Genomic DNA, 20,365 nt, shown 5'->3' on the forward strand with positions numbered 1-20,365 from the left:
CGCGACCACTGGGCCATCGGCCGACAGCGCCCGGTCGAGGGTCGGGGACGCGGTCACAGCAGCGGTCCGGGGGTGATGACCGGCTTCGGCTCGACGTGCTCGGGCTCGGGCGCGCGGATGACGACGACCGGACACGTCGCGTGGTGCACGCAGTAGGAGCTGACCGAACCGAGCAGCGCACCGCGGATCGGCCCCGCTCCCCGGCTGCCGACCACGAGCAGCGACGCGTGCTCGGACGCCTTGACCAGCACGTCGCGGGCATCGCCCTCGGCCAGCACCGCGCGGACGTCGCCACCTGCTTCGGCCACGACCTCGTCCAGCACGTGCTGGTGCTCCTCGCGCAACTTGTCGCGGTCCATCATCGCGGCGACCGTGGCCGACATCGGCCCGATCACCATGGCGTAGTCCACGTGCCAGGCGAGGACCGCCTCGACCGCGCAGCCGCGCAGCTTCGCCTCCTCGACCGCCCAGCGCAACGCCGTCCGGCTGACCGGTGAGCCGTCCACTCCCACCACGATCGTCTCGTCCATTGCCCCTCCTCAGGTGCTCACCCCAAGCCTCCCGACGCGGGGTCGACGTGGTCAGTGGCCGCGGTCCCGTCGGCTCCGGGACCTTCGGCCCTGAAGGCGGCCCGGGGTGGGCGCTGGTGCGCATCGGCCCCGATGGGCGGTGGCTCAAGTCCCTGTCGGTCGTGCCGTCGCAGGGCGAACGCTGCAGGTCAACGGAGAGGAGAAAGCCATGATCCTGGTTGGTGTGGACGGGTCGCCGGCGAGTCGCGAGGCATTGCGCTGGGCGCTGGCGCAGGCGGTCAAGACCGGTGACGCCGTCGAAGCGACGATGGCGTGGCTGCGCGAACCGGAGTTCGTGGCAGCGGCGTCGATGGGCGTGCACCCGCACGCCGACACCCCTGGGCACCGGCACCCCGCGCGCGAACTCCACTCGATCGTGGAAGAGGTCCGTGCCGCCGTGCCGGGTGCGCCGCCGGTCGCCGAGGTCACCATCGTGGGTGACGCGGGGACGGCGCTGGCCCAGGCGTCGAGGCAGGCGGACCTGCTCGTGGTCGGTGCCCACGGGCACAGCGGGTTGGCCGGGTTCCTCCCGGGCAGCGTCACCGCGGACTGCCTGCGCCACGCGACGTGCCCGGTCGTGGTCGTGCCACCCGGCCGGACCTGACGCCACCACGGGTCAGCGATAAGGGGACCGGTCAACCGACCGGTCCCCTTATCGCTGCCCGCTACTCCGCCGAGGTAGGGCGGACCACCGCCAGCGGGCACTCGGCGTGGTAGACGAGGGCTTGGCTGGTCGAGCCCAGCAGCATGCCGGTGAAGCCGCCCATGCCGTGGCTGCCCACGACCAGCAGGCGGGCGTCCCGGGCGGCGTCGAGCAGGGCCCGGACGGGGCGGTCGTGCGCGACCACGCGGTTCACGTGCACGTCGGGGTACTTCTCCCGCCAGCCCGCGAGGCGCTCGGCCAGCAGCCGCAGCTGCTCGTCCTCGACCCGCGCCCAGTCGACCGTGAAGCGGGAGTGGAAGGCGCTGTCGACCAGGAAGTCGGTCCAGGCGATGACCGCTGTGAGCGGTGCGCCGAGCACGGACGCCTCGGCGAACGCGAAGGCGATCGCCTCCTCGCTCGTGGGCGAGCCGTCCACACCGACCACGACCGGGCCGTCACGGCGGATCTCGTCGCGGATGACCACCACCGGGCTCTTGCCGTGCGCGGAGACCGCCACGGCCACCGAACCGACCAGCAGGCCGGAGAACCCGCCCAACCCCTGCGAGCCGAGCACGATCAACCGTGCCCCTTCCGAGGCGGCGATCAGCGCAGCGGCGGGCCGGTCGAACACGATCGCGGTGTCCGGCTCCACCTCGGGGACGGCCGCACGGGCCGCGGCCGCGGCCTCCTCGAGCCACTGCCGGCCCTGATTCTCGAACGCCTCCCGCACGTCGTGGCCGGTCAGCACGATCTCCGGGTAGCCGCGGGTGGGCAGCAGGAAGGCGTGCACGAGCTTGAGCGGAACACGGTGCCGAGCGGCCTCCTCGGCCGCCCACTTCACGGCGGTCAACGCTGAGGCCGAACCGTCCACGCCGACCACGATCGGGGCATTCATCACAGGTTCCTCTCCGCATCCGGTGTCGGGACCGCAGGTCGACCCGCGTACTCCCTCGTGTTCGACGTTAAGCAGCCGACGGGCCGGGAACAGCGGTCCTAGGTCCCGACCGGACGGGGCCGTTGGGCCACCGCCCGACCCCACCCACGTCCCTGTGGCGCCGACGTGTTCCTGGCTCACCTCGTTCACCGAGGACGAAGCCCTCTTCGACGCCATCATGGCCGGAGCATCCGGATTCGTCCTCAAGCGCCACCGGGCAACTCGGTGCTGATCCGGGCGGTTCCGGGGTATGGCCGCCGGCGCGACCGGCGTGCGCCTCGACGAGGCTGAAGGGGAGCCTTCGGACACGGGCATTTCAGCGTCACGAGCGTCGCACATGACAGCAAGAACCCGGACGGGCCGATTCTGCCGGTCCCCGCGGCGGGAGCAGTCGGTTGCGTCGCACGCTTGTCGCGTTATGGTCATGGCACCCGGTGCCGGTGACCCGAACGGACGGGGGCCGACCCGTCGGACCTGCACCCCCGTCGTGTGGTGCAGTCAGGTCCGGCGGCGCCGCGCGCCGGTGACAAAGCCCGCGCCGGTCACGAGGGTCAGCAGACCGCCCAAGGCCAGCCACGTCGCGCCGACGCCCGTCGCGGCCAGTTCCTGCTCGGGGTCGTTGCTCGTGGGCGGAGTGGTTCGAGCGGTCGCCGGCGGCACGCCACCTTGGGGTGTGGTCGTCTGCGGCTGGTCGTCGGGATCGGGTTGGACGGGACCGGGAACGACGAGCACGGAGTAGGGGTACCAGTAGCTGTTCGAAGGCACGCTGAAGTCCGTGCTGCCGACGATCCGCCAAGGGCCGACCACGCCGACGGTGTACAGGCCGACCTGCACGTCGAAGAACTCGAACTTCCCGAAGCGGTCAGTGGTGTCCCGGAAGGACACCGCACCGGTGGCCTGGTCCCGCAGGTAAACCTTCGTGTCCGGCACCACCCGCCCGTACGGCGGTGGACCCAGGACACCGACGCCAAGGCCGGTGTAGGACCACGGAAGTCCCAGGGTGCCCTGGACGACGGCCAACCGCCGGCCCGGAACTCGGGCGATGGCGGAGGCCTGGACGCTCCCCGAACCGAACGGTGGCGAACCGAAGGTGACGGTCACCTTGATGGTTCCCAGGTCGGCCACGCGGTCGTCGACAGGGATGTGCACGTCGACCCTCCCGGTCTCGCCGGGAAGCAGCGTGACACCGGGACCGTACTGGTCGAACTTCCCGAGGTCGACGGGAACCTGACCGTAGGCGACCGCGATCGCGGTGATGTTCGGGACTGTTCCGCGACCGCCGTTGGTCAGTCCGAGTGACAGGACCGCGGTGTCGCCGATGCCATAGGTCGGCCGATCGAAGGCGGCCGTCGCGGTGAGGACCCGGTCCGGCAGGTACTCGCCCCGGATCAGGACATCGGGGTCGACGCCCCGACCGACCTCCACGTCAGGCAGCCGGAATTGCCACCCTTCCAGATCGATGAAGGTCCGGTAGGTGCTCCGGGGCACGTCCCGAAACGCGAAGCGGCCGGCCTCGTCGGTGGTCGTCCGGTACCTGTAGTTCCGCTCCACGCTCGAGATGGACAGCTCCAGGCCGGCGAGCGCCTCGTGCGGTTCCATGACGCCGTTCACGTTGCGGTCGCCGTAGAAGGTGCCCGAGTAGTCGCCCCGGACGACCGTGACGGGGGCGGTGATCGTGGCGATGTTGTCGGCCGGGTTCGCGTCGTCCTGGTCGGTCGCCCCGGTACTGACCTCGATCGTGAGCAGGTCGACGATGCCGATGATGTGCGACGTGAGTTTGCCTTCCACGGCTTGGCCCGGCTCGACCGGTCCGGCGCCCTGCCCGAAGCCGGTCCAGTAGTGGTGAAGCGACTCCCCCGTCGACCCGACCCACACCGGGTTCGCGGTCGTGGTGCCGACGTTGGTGACCCTGGCGTGCACGATGACCTCTTCGTCGAGGAAGTAGCCGTCCTTCTCGAACCAGGTCTCCAGCCGCAGGTCCACCGCCCTGGGATCCGGTTCGGACGCCGACGGCTCGGCCGGCGTGGGACCGGTGGTGCCGGCCGGTTCGGTCGTGGTGGCCGACCCGGTCGTCGGGTCGGTGGTCTTGGCCGGGGCCGAGGTCGTGGTTTCGGTCTCGGTCGGCTGGATCTCGGCCGTGGTCGGTCGGGCGGTCGTGGTGGCGGTCGGTTCGGACGACGTGGCCCCGTCCCCGTACGCGGGTCCCACGGACACTCCGATGCACAGCGCCGCGGCCGACAGCAGCGCGCTCAATGATCTTGCTGTGCACGCCATCTCGGAACACTCCCTCCTGGTGCGCGTTCCTTCGGATGCTCCGCTTCCAGCCTTCTGCCGCCCAGGCAGGGACGACAGAGGAGTCGGTGCACCGTCCCGAGGCGGAAATCCTCGTCGAGCAGGGACTTCCTGCTCTGCCCGTAGGTGTCGGAACCCTGCGCTGGGATGCGGAGCTGCGACGATCGCGCGGCCGTCGCGACAGGCCGCATCGACCGCGCCGAGGCCGCCGCGGAACAAGCCGGGGACGCCGCGACCACCCTCCGCGGACGGCGGTCCGAACCAGCCTCCCTGGCAGAACCAGCTCGCGTGTCGCCGCGACCGGCGACGCGCGAGCCCTCGCCGCCGCTGCTCGACCTGTTGCCCGGTGAGCACGACGTGGAGCACGACGCACTCGACCGGATCGGCGGCGGCCCCGCCCCGTCGGTGCCGTTCTTCACACGGGCGTGGACGTTCACCGGCTCGAACCGGGCATACAGCACCCCGTCGGGGAACTGCTCGACGATGTCGAGCACCCACCGCACCGCCAAGGTCGACTGCCGAATGCCGGTGGCACCATGCAGGCTGACCGCCATCGGTCCCCCGGCCCTCTGATCACCGGCTCCGTGGGTCTCGGCGAGCACGCGGCTCAACCGCTCCCGGTCCCCTTGCCGGTCGGTGAACGCCCGGGTGACCGGCGGCAGCTGCTGCGGGACCCTCACGGCACCAGCGGTCGAGCCCGGCAGGCGGATGTCGAGCACGTCGACGCTGCCCGCCTGCACGGCCGGGCCGTGCACCGTTCCACCGAGATGGTTGGCCGTGTCGACACCGCCGGACTTCATGCCACCGCTCCCAGCACACACAGAGGTGCGGCACGGTCGTGTCTCAGAAGTGAGGTGACCGGGGTGGCGGGTGCGGGTCGGTGCCCCGCGGCGGGATGTCCCGCCCGAGTACGGGCCCTGGCAGACCGTCTACGGGTTGTTCCGGCGCCGGCAGCGGGCCGGGGTCCGGCGGCGGGTGTCGACCGCCTTGCAGGTCCGCGCAGACGGCGAAGGGCTGATCGTGTGGGACGTGAGCGTGGATTCCACGACCACGCGGGCGCACCAGCACGCCGCCGGTGCGCGGACAAGGGGGACCTGCAGGTCGAACCACCCGACGCCCCGCTCGGCGGGGCCGAGCCGGACGATCACGGGTTGGGTCGGTCGCGAAGCGGGTGGACCAGCAAACCGCACCTGGCCTGCGAGCAGGGCCGACGGCCGTTGTCGCTGCTGGTCACCGCCGGTCAGCGGGGTGACGGCCCGCAGTTCAGACCCGTGATCGAGCAGATCTCCGTGCCACTCGTCGGTCCCGGTCGCACCGGGTCCCGGCGGACAAGGCCTACAGCTCCCAGGCCAACCGCGCCTACCTGCGGCAGCGGAAGATCAAGGCGATCATCGATCAGCCCCGCGACCAGGCCGCCCACCGCAAGGCCACACCATCCGCAGCAGCCCCGTCGCCGCTTCCCCGGTTGCTGGAGCCACCTGGCCCGTTGAACGTCAAAGTGAGGTGAAGACCAGCAGCCGCCCACTGGTCGCCGCTCGTCAGTGCGCGATCCGGACCTCGCCGGAATCGATCGTGTCGAGCCCGGCGAGGCAGTGCATGAGCGTCGACTCGCCCGACCCGGACGGTCCCATGATCGCGGTGAACCGGCCGCGGTCGAACTCGACGCTCACCCCCCCCAGCGCCGTGACCGCGGCTTCCCCCGTGCCGTAGGGCTTCCACACGTCCACCGCTCTTTCGGCGGCCCTCACGTTGCCCGTAGTCCTCCACCCCTTCACCCCGGGAGGGCGCTCGCCGTGCACCGCCGGTGAATGTGGCGGACGGGCGGGGCGTGGCGCGTCCGGAATGACCCCGGAATCGCGGTTGGGGGAATTCCCGAGGCCGGTGCGGGATCCCCGAACCTCAAACCTTGGTCAACAACCGTTGTGAGAGCGCTCCACCCGTCAGTACGTTCGGTTTCGGCCACAAGCCGCTCGGTGGTGAGCTCATCGCCAGGACACCGGAAAACCCCCAACGTGTTCTGCGAGGTAAGCGTGATCGCGAATCCCACACCCATCGGGTAGACCCCCGGCGGACGCCTGGGACGAGGAGTCCCAGGCGATCCGGAGCCGAACGCGAGACGAACGGACGGTGAAGCAGACCGATCATCCGATGGCTGCGCACGGGCCGCCCACCGCGTCGAACACCCCCCGGACACGACCGGCCACGGACCGTCGCGACGACACGCCGTTTCTCCCACATGGCGGGAAAACCGAGACAGGAGCGGTGATCACTCGTAGGGTCTACCGGCGTCAGCGACCCTGACACCGCGTGACCAAGATCAACGCCGACGGCTTTGAGGAGCTGGTGTGTCGACCCTCCGGGTGCGTCCCTACACCAGAACCGGCGGGCGCACGCGCTCCGCGACCACGCTGGCCATCGAGACCATCGTGACGACGAACGAGAAGGCGGCCCGCGACGCCCTCACGTCGACCGCGGAACACCGCATCATCAGCGACCTGTGCCGCAATCCGCATTCCGTCGCGGAAGTCGCGGCGACGTTGCGGTTGCCGCTCGGCGTGGTGCGCGTTTTGTTGGCCGACATGTCGGACATGAGCCTGATCAACGTGCACGAGGATCGCGCGATCGACGAGAAGGGCCGGCCGTCACTGGAGTTGATGGAACGGGTCCTGATGGGTTTGCGCCGAATCTGAGCGTTCGCGCAATGCGTGGACCACGGCGATCATGTCCTCTTTGCCGTGCCCCAGCTCCACCGCGCGGGTGAACAGGGCCAGGCACGCGTCCAGCAGCGGTGACGCGACCGCGGCGGCGCGGGCGGCGTCGGCGATGAGCTGGTTGTTCATGAGGACGTCGCGGGCCGCGGCTTGGGCGTCGAAGTCGTCGGCGAGCAGCTTCGAGGTCTTCGCGCGGGACACCTTGCTGGACATCGGGCCCTTGTCCAGCACCTCGACCAGGGTGCCGAGGTCCAGCTCGTGCCGTTCGGCGAAGTGGAACGCCTCGGTCAGGCCGGTGGTCATGGTGATCAGGAACAGGTTCACGGCGAGCTTCATCAGCAGGGCGTTCGGGGTGGCGCCGCAGGTGACGACCTCGGCGCACATCGGCGCGACCACGTCGCGGACCCGTGCCACGGGGTCGGGGTCGCCGGCGAGCATGGCGACGAGCTCGCCCGCCTCGGCGGGGCCGCGCGAGCCGGACACGGGCGCTTCGACGTAGTGGCCGCCGGCGGCGCGGACGTCGGCGGAGAGGTCGCGCGAGTAGCCGGGGGACGTCGTGCCCATGTGCACGATCGTGCGGCCTCGGACGTGGTCGGCGAAGCGGTCCGTGCGGCGGGCGAGGACGTCGTCGATGGCGTGCTGGTCGGCGAGCATGAGGATCACGACGTCGGCGGCGGTGAACACCTCGGCCGGCGTGGCGGCGACCCGTGCGCCCGCGTCCCGCAGCGGCTCGGCGCGGTGCGGCGACCGGTTCCAGACGACGAGCGGCCGGCCGGACCGGGCCAGGTTGAGCGCCATCGGCTGCCCCATGATGCCGAGACCGATGAATCCGACCTCCACCGCGACCTCCTCGCACGACGGCACGGCGCCGTCTCCCGGGTGGGATTCAACGCCGCGCCGGGGGTGCCGGTCTTGAACGGTGGTGCGGTCGGCGTGTTCCGAGCGTTCAACTCGGGTGTCCCGAACGTAGGACTTCCGGGACCTGAGCGTTCGACACGCGAGGCCTGAGCGTTCGACACGCAGGACCTGGACGTTCGACACGCAGGACCTGGAGGTTCGACACGCGGGGCTTGGAGGTTCGACACGCGGGGCTTGGAGGTTCGACTCTCGGCGAGGTCAGGAGGTGGGGAGGCGGAGCAGGGTGGAGCCGTCGTCGGTGTCGCGCACGACGAACTCCTCGATGTCGTGCCAGCGCAGGCCCACGGAGGACTGGAGGGTGACCGGGTCCTTGGCCGGGCCCGACGCGGTCACCAGCCACGAGCCGACGGTGACCGCCTCGCCCGCGCGCGACTTCGCCACCAGCTCGCACCGCGACGGCCCCTTGACGCCCTTCACCTCCAGCTGCACCGACGTGCCCCACGGCTCAGGGCTGGCCGAGAGCCGGGCGGACACCCCGGTCACCGGGTCGGTGCGGGTGATGGTGCCGGACGAGTCGGGCACGCCCTTCGCCACGTTGGACTGCTCCGGCACCGGCGGCGCGGACGGCGCGGCGACCGGGTCGGACGGTGCGGCGACGTTCACCGACACGACCGCGGTCAGCACGACGAGCACCACCGCGGCGGCGGCGGCCAGCAGCGCGAAGGTGCGGCGCTTGCGCGCCCTGGAGTCCGACACCGAGTCGAGCATCGCGCGCACCGAACGGCCGTCGGGCCGCTCCCCCGCGTTGGCGCGCAGCATGCCGTTGGCGTCGGCTTCGTCGAGCAGGTCGGGGAGTTCGGCGAAATCACGCAGGTCGAGCGCACATCGACGGCACTGGGCGAGGTGGTTCTCGAACGCGTCGACCTCGTCCTCGTCGAGGACCCCGAGGACGTACGCCGCCACATCGACGTGGTTCGGCTGCGAAGTCACCTGTCAGCCCCGATCCTGCAACGCACGCCGCAGGGCGCGAAGCGCGTAGTACACCCTGGACTTCACCGTGCCGGGCGGTACCCCGAGCACCGCTGCGGCTTCCCCGACGGTCCGATCCCTCAAGTACGTCTCGAGAATAGCCTCCCGGTGTTCTTCCGTCAGTCCGTTCATCGCTTCGGCAACGACTATGGCCGCCAGCGTGCGGTCCGCTTCGTCCCGCTGCGGGGCCTCGTCGGACGGCGTCAACTCCGACTCCTGCGGTCGGACGCTCCGCTTGCGACGGTCGTCGATGACCAGCCGCCGGGCCACGGTGAACAGCCAGGAGCGCAGCAGGACGGGGTCCCGCTCCAGCTTCTCGGCGTTGCGCCACGCCCGCACGAGCGTCTCCTGGACGATGTCCTCTGCCCACTGCCGGTCGCTGCCCGTCAGCCTCATGGCATGTCCGAGCAGCGCGCTGCCGAACTCCTGGTAGAGCCTGCGGATCAGCTCGTCTTCCAGGCTGAGGTCCGGCCGGCCGTGATCTCTTCGGGGGGAAGTGCTGCGTCTGTGCCGCGCCACGCCGAGCATCCAAGCGCGCCGGGGGCGGCCGCGTCGAGGGTTTGGCCGCAAAAAAAGTCGTTGATTTGTTCGTGAACCGTCATCGCTTCGTGTCCGTATGCCCCGGTATCCGCTCTGAAGGCACGGACCCGGTTCTCCGGTCCGCTGGTCCTTTCGGCGGACCCGCCCGCAGGAGAAAGGACCAATGATGCGTGGTCGACGTACCCGGAAGGCGTTGCTGCTGGTTCCGGCGGCAACGGTGTCCGTGCTGGTCAGCGCGTGTGGCGTGACCGGCGTGGACACCGTCGCGGGCCAGAACCCGGCAGGCGGCGCCGGTTCCGGTTCGACGACTCTCCAACAACCGCCGGAATTCGGCAAGGAGCCGCACCAGATGCTCTCGGCCACCGAGTCGAGGCAGGTCGGGTGGTTCGTGGCGGACGCGGGCGGCTTCGCGCTGTACCGCTACGACAAGGACACCGCGAAACCACCGAAGTCGAATTGTGACGCCGAGTGCGTGGCGATGTGGCCGCCGGTGCTCGTCAGCGACCACACCATGACCTCCGGCGTGGACCCGACGCTGGTCGGCTCGGTGGCGCGCGCGGACGGGAAGAAGCAGGTCACGCTGGCCGGGTGGCCGCTGTACCGGTACGCGGGTGACAAGAAGGCGGGTGAGGTGACCGGGCAGGGCAAGGGTGGCGCGTGGTTCGCGGTGACGCCCGAGGGCAAGAAGGCGCAGGCGAACGACGGCGCGGCACCCGGCCAACCGTCCACCGGCGACGGCTACTAGGACGAGAAACCCATGTCAGGCAAGCGTTTCGCGGCGGCCGTGCTGGCCCTGCACCTGCTGATGCTGCCCGTGCTGCCCGGTGTCGCGCGCGCCGACGATCCGCCCGCGGCCGGGCCGGTGGAGCAGACGCCGCTCGGCCCGATCACCGCGCTGGACAAGGAACTGCTGGTCAAGGTGCGGCTCGCGGGCCTGTGGGAGATGCCCATGGGCGAGGAGGCGCAGACCCGCGCGGCCAGCACCCGGGTCAAGGAGGTCGGCGCGCAGTTGGCGAGCGACCACACGTTCCTCGACGAGCGGGTGGTGCGGCTGGCGTCCCAGATGGGTGTCGCGCTGCCGGACGAGGCCAACGCCGACCAGCAGTCGTGGATGGCGGAGATGCGCTCGCGGACCGGCGCGGCGTTCGACGACTCGTTCGCCAACCGGCTGCGGGCGGCGCACGGCTCGATCTTCCCGGCCATCGCGACCGTGCGGGCCACCACCCGCAACGAGGCGATCCGCCAGTTCGCCCAGGTGTGCAACCAGATCGTGCTCAAGCACATGACCTTGTTGGAGAGCACCAACATGGTCACCGACATGGGCCTGGCCAAGCCGGTGGCCGCCGGCGCGGCGCCCGCGGCGGCGGTGAGCGCCGACCCGGTGCGCGCCTCGGCGCAGATCCCCTCGGGCGGGCCGACACCCCTGTCGGTTCTCCTCATGTGCCTGGTCGGCGCGGTCGTGACGATCACGATCCTGCGCCTGCTGCGACCTCGTGCCGACGTCAAGTGAGAGGAGGTGGTGACCGGACCCCGACCAGAGCGTCTCCCACCGCGGAGAACCCCACACCCTCGAACCCGCCCGGCAGGTCGTGACCACTCCTGCGCGGCCGGCCGGGCGGGTCGACCACCGCCGACCCGTTCCCCCCAACCACCTGCGAGTTCTCTCCCGCCATCTCGGAGGTAGACACCAGTGCTCACCCAGGTTCCGCTGCTGATCGCCCAGGCGACCGGCGGCGACCACGACGCCGGAGTGCGCCACGTCGCGCAGATCTCGGCGCGCCTGGCCTACGCGACCATGTGCGCCACCCTGTGCTGGGGCGTGCTGATCGCCACCGGCTGGGCCAACAAGATCTCCGGCAGGCAGGGGTTGCGCAACAGCCACATGGTGCTGGCGACCATGGCCCTGACGTTCGGGTCGCTGCACGCGTTCGCGTTCACCCTGTTGCAACTCGGAGCTTTCCCGTACTTGAAGATCCTGGTGCCCTTCTACGACGGCGGCCTGCTCCGGCACGCGCTGGGCATCCTCGGCCTGGAGATCATGCTCACCATCGCGATCACCGCCGGCCTGCGCAAGAAGATCTACTACCGCAAGTGGTTGCGGCTGCACCAACTGGCTTACGTCGCGGTCACCGTCACGGTGGTCCACTCGTGGTTCGGCGCGATCGCGAACGGCAACCTGGCCGTGCTGTGGTTGGCCGGCCTCACGATCCTGGTGCCGACGGCGACCATCGCCATCGCCCGGTTCCTGCCACCGGACTGGCTGGTGAAGCTGGGCATGCTGGAGCCGGAGCCCGGGTTCGAGGCCGAGCCCGACGGCGCGGGCGGCAGCGCGTTGGACGTCAGCGTCGACAACGAGCGCTGCCACCGCTACGGCATCTGCCAGGCCGAGGCGCCCGGGCTGTTCCAGCTGGTCGACGACGAGCGCCTGCGGTACGAGCGCAGGCCGCCGCCGGAGCAGTTCGCGCAGGCTCGGGCGGCCGCGCGGGCGTGCCCGATGCGCGCGATCGAGCTGCGGGAGCGTGTCCGGTGAAGAACGAGGAACGCGTGGTCATCGCGGGCGGCGGGCTGGCCGGCCTGCGCGCGGGCGAGCGGCTGCGGGAGCTGGGTTTCCGCGGCGAGATCGTCATCGTGAGCGCGGAGCGGCACCTGCCCTACCACCGGCCCGCGCTGTCCAAGGAGGCCATCAACGGCGAGCTGGTGGCGTCCGACCTGCGGCTGACCATCAGCCGTGAGCTGAACGCGGTGTGGCGGCTGGGCACCGCGGCGACCCATTTGGAGCCGGACCGGCACGTGGTGGGGCTGCCCGGCGGCGAGGAGCTGCGCTACGACGGGCTGGTCATCGCGACCGGTGTCGAGCCGCGGCACCTCGCGGGCGCGCCGCGCCAGGACCCGCGCATCCACGTGCTGCGGACCGTGGACGACGCGATCGCGATCAAGCGGGCGATCAACGCCACGCAGGGCCTGGTCGTGGTCATCGGCGGCGGGCTGATCGGCTGCGAGATGGCGGCTTCGGTGAAGACGATGGGCCGTGACGTGGCCATCGTGAGCCGGTCGTCGACGTTGCTGGGCAGCGCGGTGGGCAAGAACATCGCCGACACGGTCACCGAGGCGCACCGGGTGCGCGGTGTCCGGATGGCGATGGGTGTGAAGATCCGGCACTGGGTGCGGCAGGCGGGTGGGGTGGCGATCCACCTGTCCGACGGGCAGGTGTTCTTCGCCGCGGTCGTGGTGATCGCGGTGGGTGCGTCGCCGTCGGTGGCCTGGCTGCGCGGCTCGGGGCTGGTGCTGGAGGACGGGGTGCTGTGCGACCCCACGTGCCACGTGGTCGGCGGGACCGACGTCGTGGCCGCGGGTGATGTCGCGCGGTGGCCGAACCTCCGGTTCGGTGGACAACCGCGTCGGGTGGAGCACTGGCTCAACGCGGTGGAAATGGGGCGGGCGGCCGCGGAGAACCTGTTGGCGGGCAGGGACAGTTCGCGGCCGTTCACTCCAGTGCCGAGGTTCTGGACCGAGCAGTACGGGATGCGCATCCAGGGGTCGGGGCTGCCCGCGATGGGCAAGGACACGACGACGTTGGCGGGGTCGCAGAAGGACCACCGGACGATCACCGGGTTCATCGACGACGGGCGGCTGGTCGGGATGGTCGGGCTGGACGCGCCGACGGCGATGATCAAGCTGTCGACCGAGCTGTGGCGGCAGAACCGGGTAACCGGGACCGGCCCCTACCGCCGCCCCCGGCAGCAGCCAACCCCACGTGAGGCCGCGCTCGACGACAGCGCCCGGTCGGACGCGGCACGGCGGAACACGGCCTTGCCCAGCGCGCTGCCCGCGCCGGCAGCGGAACCGGCGGCGGAGCCGGTCCCGGAACCGGCCGGGATCAGGGGCGGGGTCGGGATCCGCGTCGCGCCGGTGGCGGTCACGGCGAGGGCCGAGGAGTCGGTGCGGTTCGAAGCGCCGCGCCCACGACCCGCGCGGGCGGCGGGATCGCGCGACGATGCGGCCGGATCGGCGGGCTCGCGGAACTGGCCGGGCCGATCCGCGTCCGTGCGGGAGATCCCGCCTGGGACCGGGGTTTCGAGCGGCGATGCGGTCGGATCCGCGGGGTTGCAGGACGGGGTGCAGGAAGTCGGTTCCCAGCGCGCCAGGGCGCAGCCGACGCGGTCCGAGCAGTCGTTGCGGTTCGCGGCCGTGCGGTCGGAGGCGTTGCGGTTGGAGAACGCGTTGCTCCAAGAGGCCGTGCGGATCGAGGCGGCGCGAGCCGACTCCGCGAGGTCCGACTCCGCGAGGTCCTACGCCGCGAGAGCCGAATCCCCCGGCGCGGGTTGGGCCAGGTTCGCCGATCCGGTGGAGCCGGCCCGGGTTCCGCGTCAGCAGCAGGAGTCCCAACCGCTGCCCTTACCGCCGTCGCACGCCCCGGTCGTGCGGTCACGGGGACAGGGCCGGTCGCCGGCCCGCACCGGACCCAGGGCCAGACCCCGTTGAGACGCCGCTTCGCGGCCCCGAAGGCAACCGCACCCGGCCGGGACGCCCGTCGTGATGAGGTACGGGTACCACTCGACACCCCGTCGTTCACAAACTGTTCGCGTGGTGTGAAATATTCAGACATCCGCGACAGATTGACGCAAGTTTACCTCTCCGACAGGCTCCAGTCCCGTCCCCCAACCCGGTCTGGAGGTCCCTGTGCTCCGACTAGTTTCCTACCTGGCATCGCTGGCACTCGTCGCCGTGGTGCTCGTGACGGGTGGTGGCACGGCGCAAGCCGACGGCTGCTACACGTGGAACCGAACCCTGTCCCAGGGCGCGTCCGGTGAGGACGTGCGGCAGTTGCAGATCCGCCTGTCCGGCTACCCGGGCTACGGCGCCGTGCTCTCCCTCGACGGCTCCTTCGGCCCGGCCACGCGGTCGGCCCTCGTGCGCTTCCAGCAGGCCTACGGCCTGTCGGCGGACGGGGTGGCGGGCAGCGCCACGTACTCGCGTCTCTACGCCCTGCAAGACGACGACTGCACACCGGTCAACTTCACCTACGGCGAGTTGAACAACTGCAACTCCGACTGGTCCGGCGGCAGGGTGTCGGCGGCGACGGCGAGGTTCAACGCCTTGGTGTCGATGTGGAAGCTCCAGGCGATGCGGCACGCGCTCGGCGACCAGCCCATCCGGGTCACCAGCGGGTTCCGCAGCGTCGCGTGCAACAACGCCGTTGGCGGCGCGTCCGACTCACGGCACCTCTACGGCGACGGCGTCGACCTGGGCGTGGGCTCGCACACGTTGTGCCGCATGGCGCAGCAGGCCCGCAACCACGGCTTCAACGGCATCCTCGGGCCGGGCTACCCGGGTCACGGCGACCACACCCACGTCGACCACCGGGGCAGCCGCTTCTGGTCGGCCTCGTCCTGCGGCATCTGACCGATCCACCAGGGCGCTTCCTCCGGCCGCCCGCGGGTGCACCCCTCGACCCGCGGACGGCCGGTTCCCGGATCCCGCGGCGCCACCCCTTCACGCGGCGGGATCCGCGAGAGGACCGCGGGCCGCGGGTGAGCCGCACCAGCCACCCGCGGCCCGCGGTGCCCTTCGGCGCGCGGTCAGCCGGCCGACCGCGTGCCGATGAACCCGGCCGGGAAGTCCACCGCGCCGCCGGCGAACGTCGCGTCGTCGAAGATCAGCCGCGTGTCCGGCCCGACGTGGATCCCGCTCAGGTCACCGCCGTCGAACGTGGCGCCGGTGAAGTCGAACGTGCGCCCGTGCCACGGCACCGGCGCGTCCGGCCGCAGGTGCGCGGATGACGGTGTGGAGGACCTGCCGCTCCTCGGGCGGGGTCGGAGCGGGGTCGGAGCGGGGGTGGCGGGACGCGGTGGGTAGGCGCACAGCACGTCGACGCACATCTGCCGGTGCTCGTCCCAGTCGTCGGCGAGGGCGGCCATGGCGTAGACCCCGGCCAGGCGGACCGCGGCCTGGGACGAGCCGATCAGCTCGGAGGCCTTGGAGAAGCGGTCCGTGTGCGCCTTGGTGTCCTCACGGCGTTCCGCGGCCTCGCCGAGCCGTTGTTTCCGGTACGCGGCGGTCAGCGCGATGACATCGCCGACGCCGCCGACGACGGTCAACGCGATCTTGAGCCCGTCGAACTTCTCCTGGCTCGTCGCGGGTCCGGAGCCGGCCGGGCGCAAGGTGGGTTGCCCCAGCAGCAGCCACAGCACCCACGCCGTCAGCGCGGCCACCGTGACGCCCAGCACCAGCCACAGCGCGATGTGGGCGGCGAAGGGCAGCCGCAGCGCCGGTCCGCGCCGCGGCGGCTTGCGTCGGGCGGCGGTCACGGCGCGCATCGGTACTCACGGGGTCGCTCGATCGCCACGGTAGCGCTCCGCCCGCACGAGCACCCCGCCGCCACTACCATGGACCCGTGATCTTCCTCAGCGTGGTCTTCACCCTGCTCGGGCTGAGCACGCTGCTGTGGCGTGACGACGACCTGATCGGCCTGCCGCCCGCCGTCGCCGGCGGTGGCCTGGTGGTGCTGGGCGTGGCGGCCGGTGTGCTGTGGGTCGTGCGCCGGCGGCGGCGCTGGGAGCGCAACGGCGAACCCCGCCCGGTCGGCAACGTCATCGACCGGGCCAAGGCGCTGCCCCGGCTGCTGCGCGAGCGCAAGGCCTACGGCCTGCCCACCTCCACCCTGGCCACGTGGGCGTTCGCCGTGGTCTACCTGGTCTCCCCGGTCGACCTGCTGCCCGAACTGCTGCCGCTGATCGGCGTCACCGACGACGCGGGCGTGGCCGTGTGGCTGCTCACCAGCGTCTCCACCGTCACCGGCCAGTACCTGCGCTGGGAACGCGAGCGCAAGGTCAAGAAGACGGGCTGACGCGTCACCGGCCGCCGGGGTGCGGCAGCTCGCGCACCTCGGTGAGCAGCGCGGTCACCGCGCCCATGATCCGCGCGGTCGCCTCGTCCAGCACCGACTTCGTCGGCTCCAGCCCGTACAGGTCGGACAGGTCGACCTCCGTGCCCGCCACCACCGTCACCTTCCGCCACGGCCGGGGCAGGAACCTCCCCGGCGGCAGGAGTTCCCGGGTGCCCCACTGCGCCACCGGCACGACGGGCGTGCGGGTCGCCAGCGCCAGCCGCGCGACGCCGTTCTTGCCGCGCATGGGCCAGCCGTCCGGGTCGTTGGTGAACGTGCCCTCGGGGTAGACAATCACGCACTCCCCCGCGTCCAGCGACGTGCGCGCGCTGTCGAGCGCCTTGCCGGCCCGCACGCTGTCGCGGTCGACCGGGATGTGCCGCCCCGACGACATCACCCACCCGATGACCGGGGCGCGCCACAGGCTCGCCTTCGCCAGGTACCGCGGCACCCGGCCGGAGGCCAGCGCGAACGCGGTCAACGTCACCGGGTCGGCGAACGACAGGTGGTTGGACGCGAGCAGCACCGCACCCTGTCGGGGGATGTTCGTCCGGCCCGCCATCCGCATCCGCACGAACAGCACCACCAGCGGCCACAGCAGGTCGATCGCCACGGAGTACCAGAAACCGCGGCCCCGCCGGGGCAAACGGGTCGTCAGCGCCACCATCTGGGAGAACGTCACAGCAGGATCTTCGGTCATGCCCCGCGGGGCCGTCACCGCGCCCCACCGCACCGCCGTGGCCCCGTCCTGATCGAGTTCGACTAATCTCCTCCCCCGTGGCAGGGCTACCCCCACCGCGGGCCGCGGCGAACCGGATCAACGTGCTCCTCGTCGAAGACGACGAGGGCGACGCCGTGCTGGTCGAAGCCCTGCTGGACGAGGTGGAGGCGGACGTCGCCCTGCACCGGGCGCGGACCCTGCGCGAAGCCGAGGGCCTGCTGGCCCGGGCGGACTGCGTGCTGCTCGACCTCGGCCTGCCCGACACGACCGGCCTCGACGGCCTGACCAGGCTGCTCGCCAACCCGGCCCCGGTGGCGATCATCGTGCTCACCGGCCTCAACGACGAGCACCAGGGCACCCAGGCGGTGGCCCAGGGCGCGGAGGACTACCTGGTCAAGGGTCAGGTGGACGGCGTGGGCCTGGCCCGCAGCATCCGCTACGCGGTCGGCCGCAAGCGGGTCGAGGAGACCCAGCGCCAACTGCGCGACGAGCAACTGCTCGCGGCGGAGAAGACCCGCCTCGAACGCGGCCTGCTGCCCTCGCCGATCATGCACGGCGAGGACATCCACTGGGAGGTCAGCTACCGACCCGGCGGTAGCCGGATGCAGCTCGGCGGCGACTTCTACGACGTGGTCCGCACCCCGGACGGCACGCTGCAACTGCTGATCGGCGACGTGTGCGGGCACGGCCCGGACGAGGCGGCGATCGGCGTGCTGCTGCGCATCGCGTGGCGGGCGCTGGTGCTGGCCGACCAGGAGCCGTCGCGGGTGCTGCGCACGCTGCACCAGATCCTGGAGCACGAACGCCACCAGCCCGGCCTGTTCACCACCGCGTGCATGGTCACGATCTCGCCGGACCGCCGGTGGGCGCGGGTGTACCTGGCCGGGCACCCCGAACCCATGCTGCTGGTCGGGGACCGGGTGGTGGAACTGCCCCGCGACCGGGCCGGGCTGCCGCTCGGCGTGCTGCCGGACAGCACGTGGAGCGGCCTGGACGTGCCGCTGCCGCCGGGCTGGTCGATGCTGCTCTACACCGACGGCCTGGTCGAGGGCCGGGTGCACGGCGACACCGAGCGGTTGGGCTCGGAACGGCTGATCGACCTCATCGGCGAGATCACCCGCGCCAGGCCCGACTGGGCGGGCACACCGAAGACGCTGCTCAACGACTTGATCAGCCGGGTCAAGGAACTCAACGGCGGGGAGCTGGACGACGACATGGCCGTGCTGCTGATCTCGGACCGCGCCTGATGGACTACCGCACCCGCTGGCCCGCGAGCCGGCTGCTGATCGCGGCCGTGGCCATCCTCATCCTCGTGTGCGCGGGCTCCATCGGCGGCCTGGGCCTGTCCATGGCGGGCCTCACGCGGGCCCGCGTGGTGCTGCTGGACCAGACCCTGCCGGCTCGCAGCCTGGTGCGCGACGTGGACACCGCGTTGATCGACCAGGAGAGCGGCGTGCGCGGGTACGTGCTCACCGCGAACCCCGACTTCCTCAGGCCCTACAACGACGGGCAGGAGGCCGAGCACCGGGCCGAGGCCCAGGCCGGCGACCTGCTCCGCTCCACCCGACCGGACCTCGCCGGCGACCTCGACGAGCTCGACCGGCTGGCGGCGGACTGGCGGCGGAACTACGCCGAGCCGCTGATCGAGAAGGTGCGGCAGGCCGGCCAGCCGCAGGTGACGCTGGCCGAGGCCGCACGCGGCAAGCTGCTGTTCGACCGGGTCCGGGCCGCCGCGGACGCACTGGGCGACAAGCTCGACCAAGCGGCCGTGGACGCCCGGCGCGAGCTGGACCGCGTGGCCAGGTCGCAGCTGTGGCTGCTGGGCGGGCTGGGCGCGCTGCTGGTGCTGATCATCGCCGGGGTGGCGGTGGTGCTGTACCGGATCGTGATCGCGCCGCTGAGCGGGCTGGCCGCGGACGTGCGGCAGGTGTCGTCCGGCGACTACGCGCACGCGGTCGAGGCGGCCGGGCCGAAGGAGACCGTGATGCTCGGCCAGGACGTCGAGACCATGCGCGTGCGCATCCTCTCCGACCTGGAGGACCTGCGGCGGTCGAACTCCGAGCTGGAGCAGTTCGCCTACGTCGCCTCGCACGACCTGCAGGAGCCGCTGCGGAAGGTGGCGAGCTTCTGCCAGCTGCTGGAGCGGCGCTATTCCGGCCAGCTCGACGAGCGCGGAGAGCAGTACCTGCAGTTCGCCGTGGACGGTGCGAAGCGGATGCAGGTGCTGATCAACGACCTGCTGGCGTTCTCCCGGGTCGGCCGCATCACCCGCGAGCAGACCCTGGTGGACTGCGACGAGCTGGTCGCCCAGGTGCTGGACAACTACTCCGAGGTGGTCGAGCGGACCGGCGCCACCGTCGAGGTCGCCGACCTGCCCACGGTGCGCGGCGAGGAGTCGCTGCTGGGCGGCGTGTTCGGCAACCTGATCAGCAACGCGCTGAAGTTCCACGGCGAGCAGCCGCCCCACGTGCGGGTCGACGTGGAGCGGACGGGCGAATTCTGGACGTTCACCGTCAGCGACAACGGTATCGGCATCGACACCGAGTACGCTGAACGGATCTTCGTGATCTTCCAGCGCCTGCACCACAAGGACGACTACCCCGGCACCGGCATCGGTCTGGCCATGTGCCGGAAGATCATCGAGTACCACGGCGGCACGATCTGGCTGGACACCAGCGGAACCGGCCCCGGCACCACCTTCAAGTTCACGCTGCCCGCTGTAGAGGACGACGAGCAATGAGCAACCCGCTGAACGTGATCGACGTCCTGCTGGTGGAAGACGACCCCGGCGACGCGTTGATGACGCAGGAGGCGTTCGAGCACCACAAGATCCGCAACCAGCTGCACGTGGTGCGCGACGGCGTCGAGGCGCTGGAGTTCCTGCGCCGCGAGGGCCAGTACGCCGACGCGCCGCGGCCGGGGCTGATCCTGCTCGACCTCAACCTGCCGAAGATGGACGGCCGCGAGGTGCTGGCCGACATCAAGGCGGACGAGACGCTGCGGACCATCCCGGTGGTGGTGCTGACCACGTCGGAGGCCGAGGAGGACATCCTGCGCAGCTACAACCTGCACGCCAACGCCTACGTCACCAAGCCGGTCGACTTCGACCGGTTCATCGAGGTCGTGCGGCAGATCGACGACTTCTTCGTGACCGTGGTGAAGCTGCCCCGCTAGGAATCGTC

20 protein-coding genes and 2 pseudogenes are annotated in these 20,365 nt (G+C 71.3%); 13 read left to right on the forward strand and 9 right to left on the reverse strand.

The window, feature by feature from the left end; all coding sequences use genetic code 11:
* Positions 1-53: 53 nt before the first annotated feature.
* Positions 54-530 carry a universal stress protein gene (locus FHX81_RS06160; RefSeq protein ID WP_141975901.1) on the reverse strand — a complete coding sequence of 159 codons (477 nt, stop codon included), beginning with the start codon at positions 528-530 and terminating at the stop codon, positions 54-56.
* Positions 531-738: 208 nt separating this feature from the next.
* Between FHX81_RS06160 and FHX81_RS06165 the strand changes: the two genes are divergently transcribed.
* The gene (locus tag FHX81_RS06165; RefSeq protein ID WP_141975903.1) at positions 739-1,173 is read left to right on the forward strand and encodes a universal stress protein; all 435 of its coding nucleotides are present in this window, start codon (positions 739-741) and stop codon (positions 1,171-1,173) included.
* A 61-nt stretch (positions 1,174-1,234) separates the two neighbouring features.
* Here FHX81_RS06165 and FHX81_RS06170 read toward each other — a convergent pair whose 3' ends face one another.
* Positions 1,235-2,107, reverse strand: a complete 873-nt coding sequence (locus FHX81_RS06170) for a universal stress protein (protein ID WP_141975905.1) — start codon at positions 2,105-2,107, stop codon at positions 1,235-1,237.
* Between the two features lie 166 nt (positions 2,108-2,273).
* On the opposite strand from FHX81_RS06170, the pseudogene FHX81_RS41865 reads away from it, so the two are divergent.
* Positions 2,274-2,357: pseudogene (locus tag FHX81_RS41865) on the forward strand (DNA-binding response regulator); the annotation flags it as partial.
* A gap of 287 nt (positions 2,358-2,644) precedes the next feature.
* Here FHX81_RS41865 and FHX81_RS40330 read toward each other — a convergent pair.
* A complete protein-coding gene (locus FHX81_RS40330; protein WP_170231952.1) occupies positions 2,645-4,936 on the reverse strand; it encodes a carboxypeptidase-like regulatory domain-containing protein in 2,292 nt (763 codons plus the stop codon).
* Positions 4,937-5,308: 372 nt separating this feature from the next.
* Between FHX81_RS40330 and FHX81_RS06195 the strand changes: the two genes are divergently transcribed.
* Positions 5,309-5,713, forward strand: coding sequence for a hypothetical protein (locus FHX81_RS06195; RefSeq protein ID WP_170231953.1), 405 nt, complete (start codon positions 5,309-5,311; stop codon positions 5,711-5,713).
* 272 nt (positions 5,714-5,985) lie between these two features.
* Here FHX81_RS06195 and FHX81_RS06200 read toward each other — a convergent pair.
* A pseudogene (locus tag FHX81_RS06200) lies at positions 5,986-6,186 on the reverse strand (ATP-binding cassette domain-containing protein); the annotation flags it as partial.
* A 597-nt stretch (positions 6,187-6,783) separates the two neighbouring features.
* On the opposite strand from FHX81_RS06200, the gene FHX81_RS06205 reads away from it, so the two are divergent.
* Positions 6,784-7,128, forward strand: coding sequence for a DUF742 domain-containing protein (locus FHX81_RS06205; protein WP_141975914.1), 345 nt, complete (start codon positions 6,784-6,786; stop codon positions 7,126-7,128).
* On the opposite strand, the gene FHX81_RS06210 is transcribed toward FHX81_RS06205, so the two are convergent.
* From FHX81_RS06210 to FHX81_RS06220, 3 genes are all read right to left on the reverse strand, one after another.
* Entirely contained in the window at positions 7,081-7,989 is a 909-nt protein-coding gene (locus FHX81_RS06210; protein WP_141975916.1) for an NAD(P)-dependent oxidoreductase, read from the reverse strand. The genes FHX81_RS06205 and FHX81_RS06210 overlap by 48 nt on opposite strands.
* A gap of 276 nt (positions 7,990-8,265) precedes the next feature.
* Positions 8,266-8,997: an anti-sigma factor family protein gene (locus FHX81_RS06215; protein WP_141975918.1), complete on the reverse strand. Its 732-nt coding sequence runs from the start codon at positions 8,995-8,997 to the stop codon at positions 8,266-8,268.
* 3 nt (positions 8,998-9,000) lie between these two features.
* Complete coding sequence (locus FHX81_RS06220) at positions 9,001-9,564, reverse strand: sigma-70 family RNA polymerase sigma factor (RefSeq protein ID WP_141975920.1); 564 nt, start codon at positions 9,562-9,564, stop codon at positions 9,001-9,003.
* 178 nt (positions 9,565-9,742) lie between these two features.
* On the opposite strand from FHX81_RS06220, the gene FHX81_RS06225 reads away from it, so the two are divergent.
* The 5 genes from FHX81_RS06225 (at position 9,743) to FHX81_RS06245 (ending at position 14,979) form a co-directional block, all read left to right on the forward strand.
* On the forward strand, positions 9,743-10,321 hold the full coding sequence (locus tag FHX81_RS06225; protein WP_211363392.1) for a hypothetical protein: 579 nt from the start codon (positions 9,743-9,745) through the stop codon (positions 10,319-10,321).
* Between the two features lie 12 nt (positions 10,322-10,333).
* Complete coding sequence (locus FHX81_RS06230; RefSeq protein ID WP_246107657.1) at positions 10,334-11,086, forward strand: DUF4142 domain-containing protein; 753 nt, start codon at positions 10,334-10,336, stop codon at positions 11,084-11,086.
* A gap of 180 nt (positions 11,087-11,266) precedes the next feature.
* Complete coding sequence (locus FHX81_RS06235; protein ID WP_141975922.1) at positions 11,267-12,106, forward strand: ferredoxin; 840 nt, start codon at positions 11,267-11,269, stop codon at positions 12,104-12,106.
* The gene (locus tag FHX81_RS06240) at positions 12,103-14,058 is read left to right on the forward strand and encodes an NAD(P)/FAD-dependent oxidoreductase (protein ID WP_170231954.1); all 1,956 of its coding nucleotides are present in this window, start codon (positions 12,103-12,105) and stop codon (positions 14,056-14,058) included. Before FHX81_RS06235 ends, FHX81_RS06240 begins: the two co-directional genes overlap by 4 nt.
* 198 nt (positions 14,059-14,256) lie before the next feature.
* Positions 14,257-14,979, forward strand: coding sequence for a D-Ala-D-Ala carboxypeptidase family metallohydrolase (locus FHX81_RS06245; RefSeq protein ID WP_141975926.1), 723 nt, complete (start codon positions 14,257-14,259; stop codon positions 14,977-14,979).
* 176 nt (positions 14,980-15,155) lie between these two features.
* Here FHX81_RS06245 and FHX81_RS06250 read toward each other — a convergent pair whose 3' ends face one another.
* Positions 15,156-15,884, reverse strand: coding sequence for a hypothetical protein (locus FHX81_RS06250; protein ID WP_141975928.1), 729 nt, complete (start codon positions 15,882-15,884; stop codon positions 15,156-15,158).
* 86 nt (positions 15,885-15,970) lie between these two features.
* On the opposite strand from FHX81_RS06250, the gene FHX81_RS06255 reads away from it, so the two are divergent.
* Positions 15,971-16,423 (forward strand): YkvA family protein, encoded by a 453-nt coding sequence (locus FHX81_RS06255; protein WP_141975930.1) that lies wholly within the window; start codon positions 15,971-15,973, stop codon positions 16,421-16,423.
* A 4-nt stretch (positions 16,424-16,427) separates the two neighbouring features.
* On the opposite strand, the gene FHX81_RS06260 is transcribed toward FHX81_RS06255, so the two are convergent.
* Positions 16,428-17,129, reverse strand: coding sequence for a lysophospholipid acyltransferase family protein (locus tag FHX81_RS06260; protein WP_141983769.1), 702 nt, complete (start codon positions 17,127-17,129; stop codon positions 16,428-16,430).
* A 110-nt stretch (positions 17,130-17,239) separates the two neighbouring features.
* Between FHX81_RS06260 and FHX81_RS06265 the strand changes: the two genes are divergently transcribed.
* From FHX81_RS06265 to FHX81_RS06275, 3 genes are read left to right on the forward strand one after another with little or no spacing between them, the layout of a single operon-like run.
* Positions 17,240-18,430, forward strand: coding sequence for a PP2C family protein-serine/threonine phosphatase (locus tag FHX81_RS06265; RefSeq protein ID WP_141975932.1), 1,191 nt, complete (start codon positions 17,240-17,242; stop codon positions 18,428-18,430).
* Entirely contained in the window at positions 18,430-19,923 is a 1,494-nt protein-coding gene (locus FHX81_RS06270) for a sensor histidine kinase (protein ID WP_141975934.1), read from the forward strand. The genes FHX81_RS06265 and FHX81_RS06270 overlap by 1 nt, the downstream gene beginning before the upstream one ends.
* Positions 19,920-20,357, forward strand: coding sequence for a response regulator (locus FHX81_RS06275; RefSeq protein WP_141975936.1), 438 nt, complete (start codon positions 19,920-19,922; stop codon positions 20,355-20,357). The genes FHX81_RS06270 and FHX81_RS06275 overlap by 4 nt, the downstream gene beginning before the upstream one ends.
* The last annotated feature ends 8 nt before the right edge of the window (positions 20,358-20,365 follow it).

This window comes from Saccharothrix saharensis (assembly GCF_006716745.1).
Taxonomy (GTDB): Bacteria; Actinomycetota; Actinomycetes; order Mycobacteriales; family Pseudonocardiaceae; genus Actinosynnema; species Actinosynnema saharense.

Excerpts from the sequence above, each read along its gene's own strand:
- FHX81_RS06160 (WP_141975901.1), bottom strand. The coding sequence starts at position 530 with ATGGACGAGACGATCGTGGTGGGAGTGGACGGCTCACCGGTCAGCCGG.
- FHX81_RS06165 (WP_141975903.1), top strand. The coding sequence starts at position 739 with ATGATCCTGGTTGGTGTGGACGGGTCGCCGGCGAGTCGCGAGGCATTG.
- FHX81_RS06225 (WP_211363392.1), top strand. The coding sequence starts at position 9,743 with ATGCGTGGTCGACGTACCCGGAAGGCGTTGCTGCTGGTTCCGGCGGCA.
- FHX81_RS06260 (WP_141983769.1), bottom strand. The coding sequence starts at position 17,129 with ATGGTGGCGCTGACGACCCGTTTGCCCCGGCGGGGCCGCGGTTTCTGG.
- FHX81_RS06230 (WP_246107657.1), top strand. The coding sequence starts at position 10,334 with ATGTCAGGCAAGCGTTTCGCGGCGGCCGTGCTGGCCCTGCACCTGCTG.
- FHX81_RS06275 (WP_141975936.1), top strand. The coding sequence starts at position 19,920 with ATGAGCAACCCGCTGAACGTGATCGACGTCCTGCTGGTGGAAGACGAC.
- FHX81_RS06170 (WP_141975905.1), bottom strand. The coding sequence starts at position 2,107 with ATGAATGCCCCGATCGTGGTCGGCGTGGACGGTTCGGCCTCAGCGTTG.
- FHX81_RS06270 (WP_141975934.1), top strand. The coding sequence starts at position 18,430 with ATGGACTACCGCACCCGCTGGCCCGCGAGCCGGCTGCTGATCGCGGCC.
- FHX81_RS06220 (WP_141975920.1), bottom strand. The coding sequence starts at position 9,564 with ATGCTCGGCGTGGCGCGGCACAGACGCAGCACTTCCCCCCGAAGAGAT.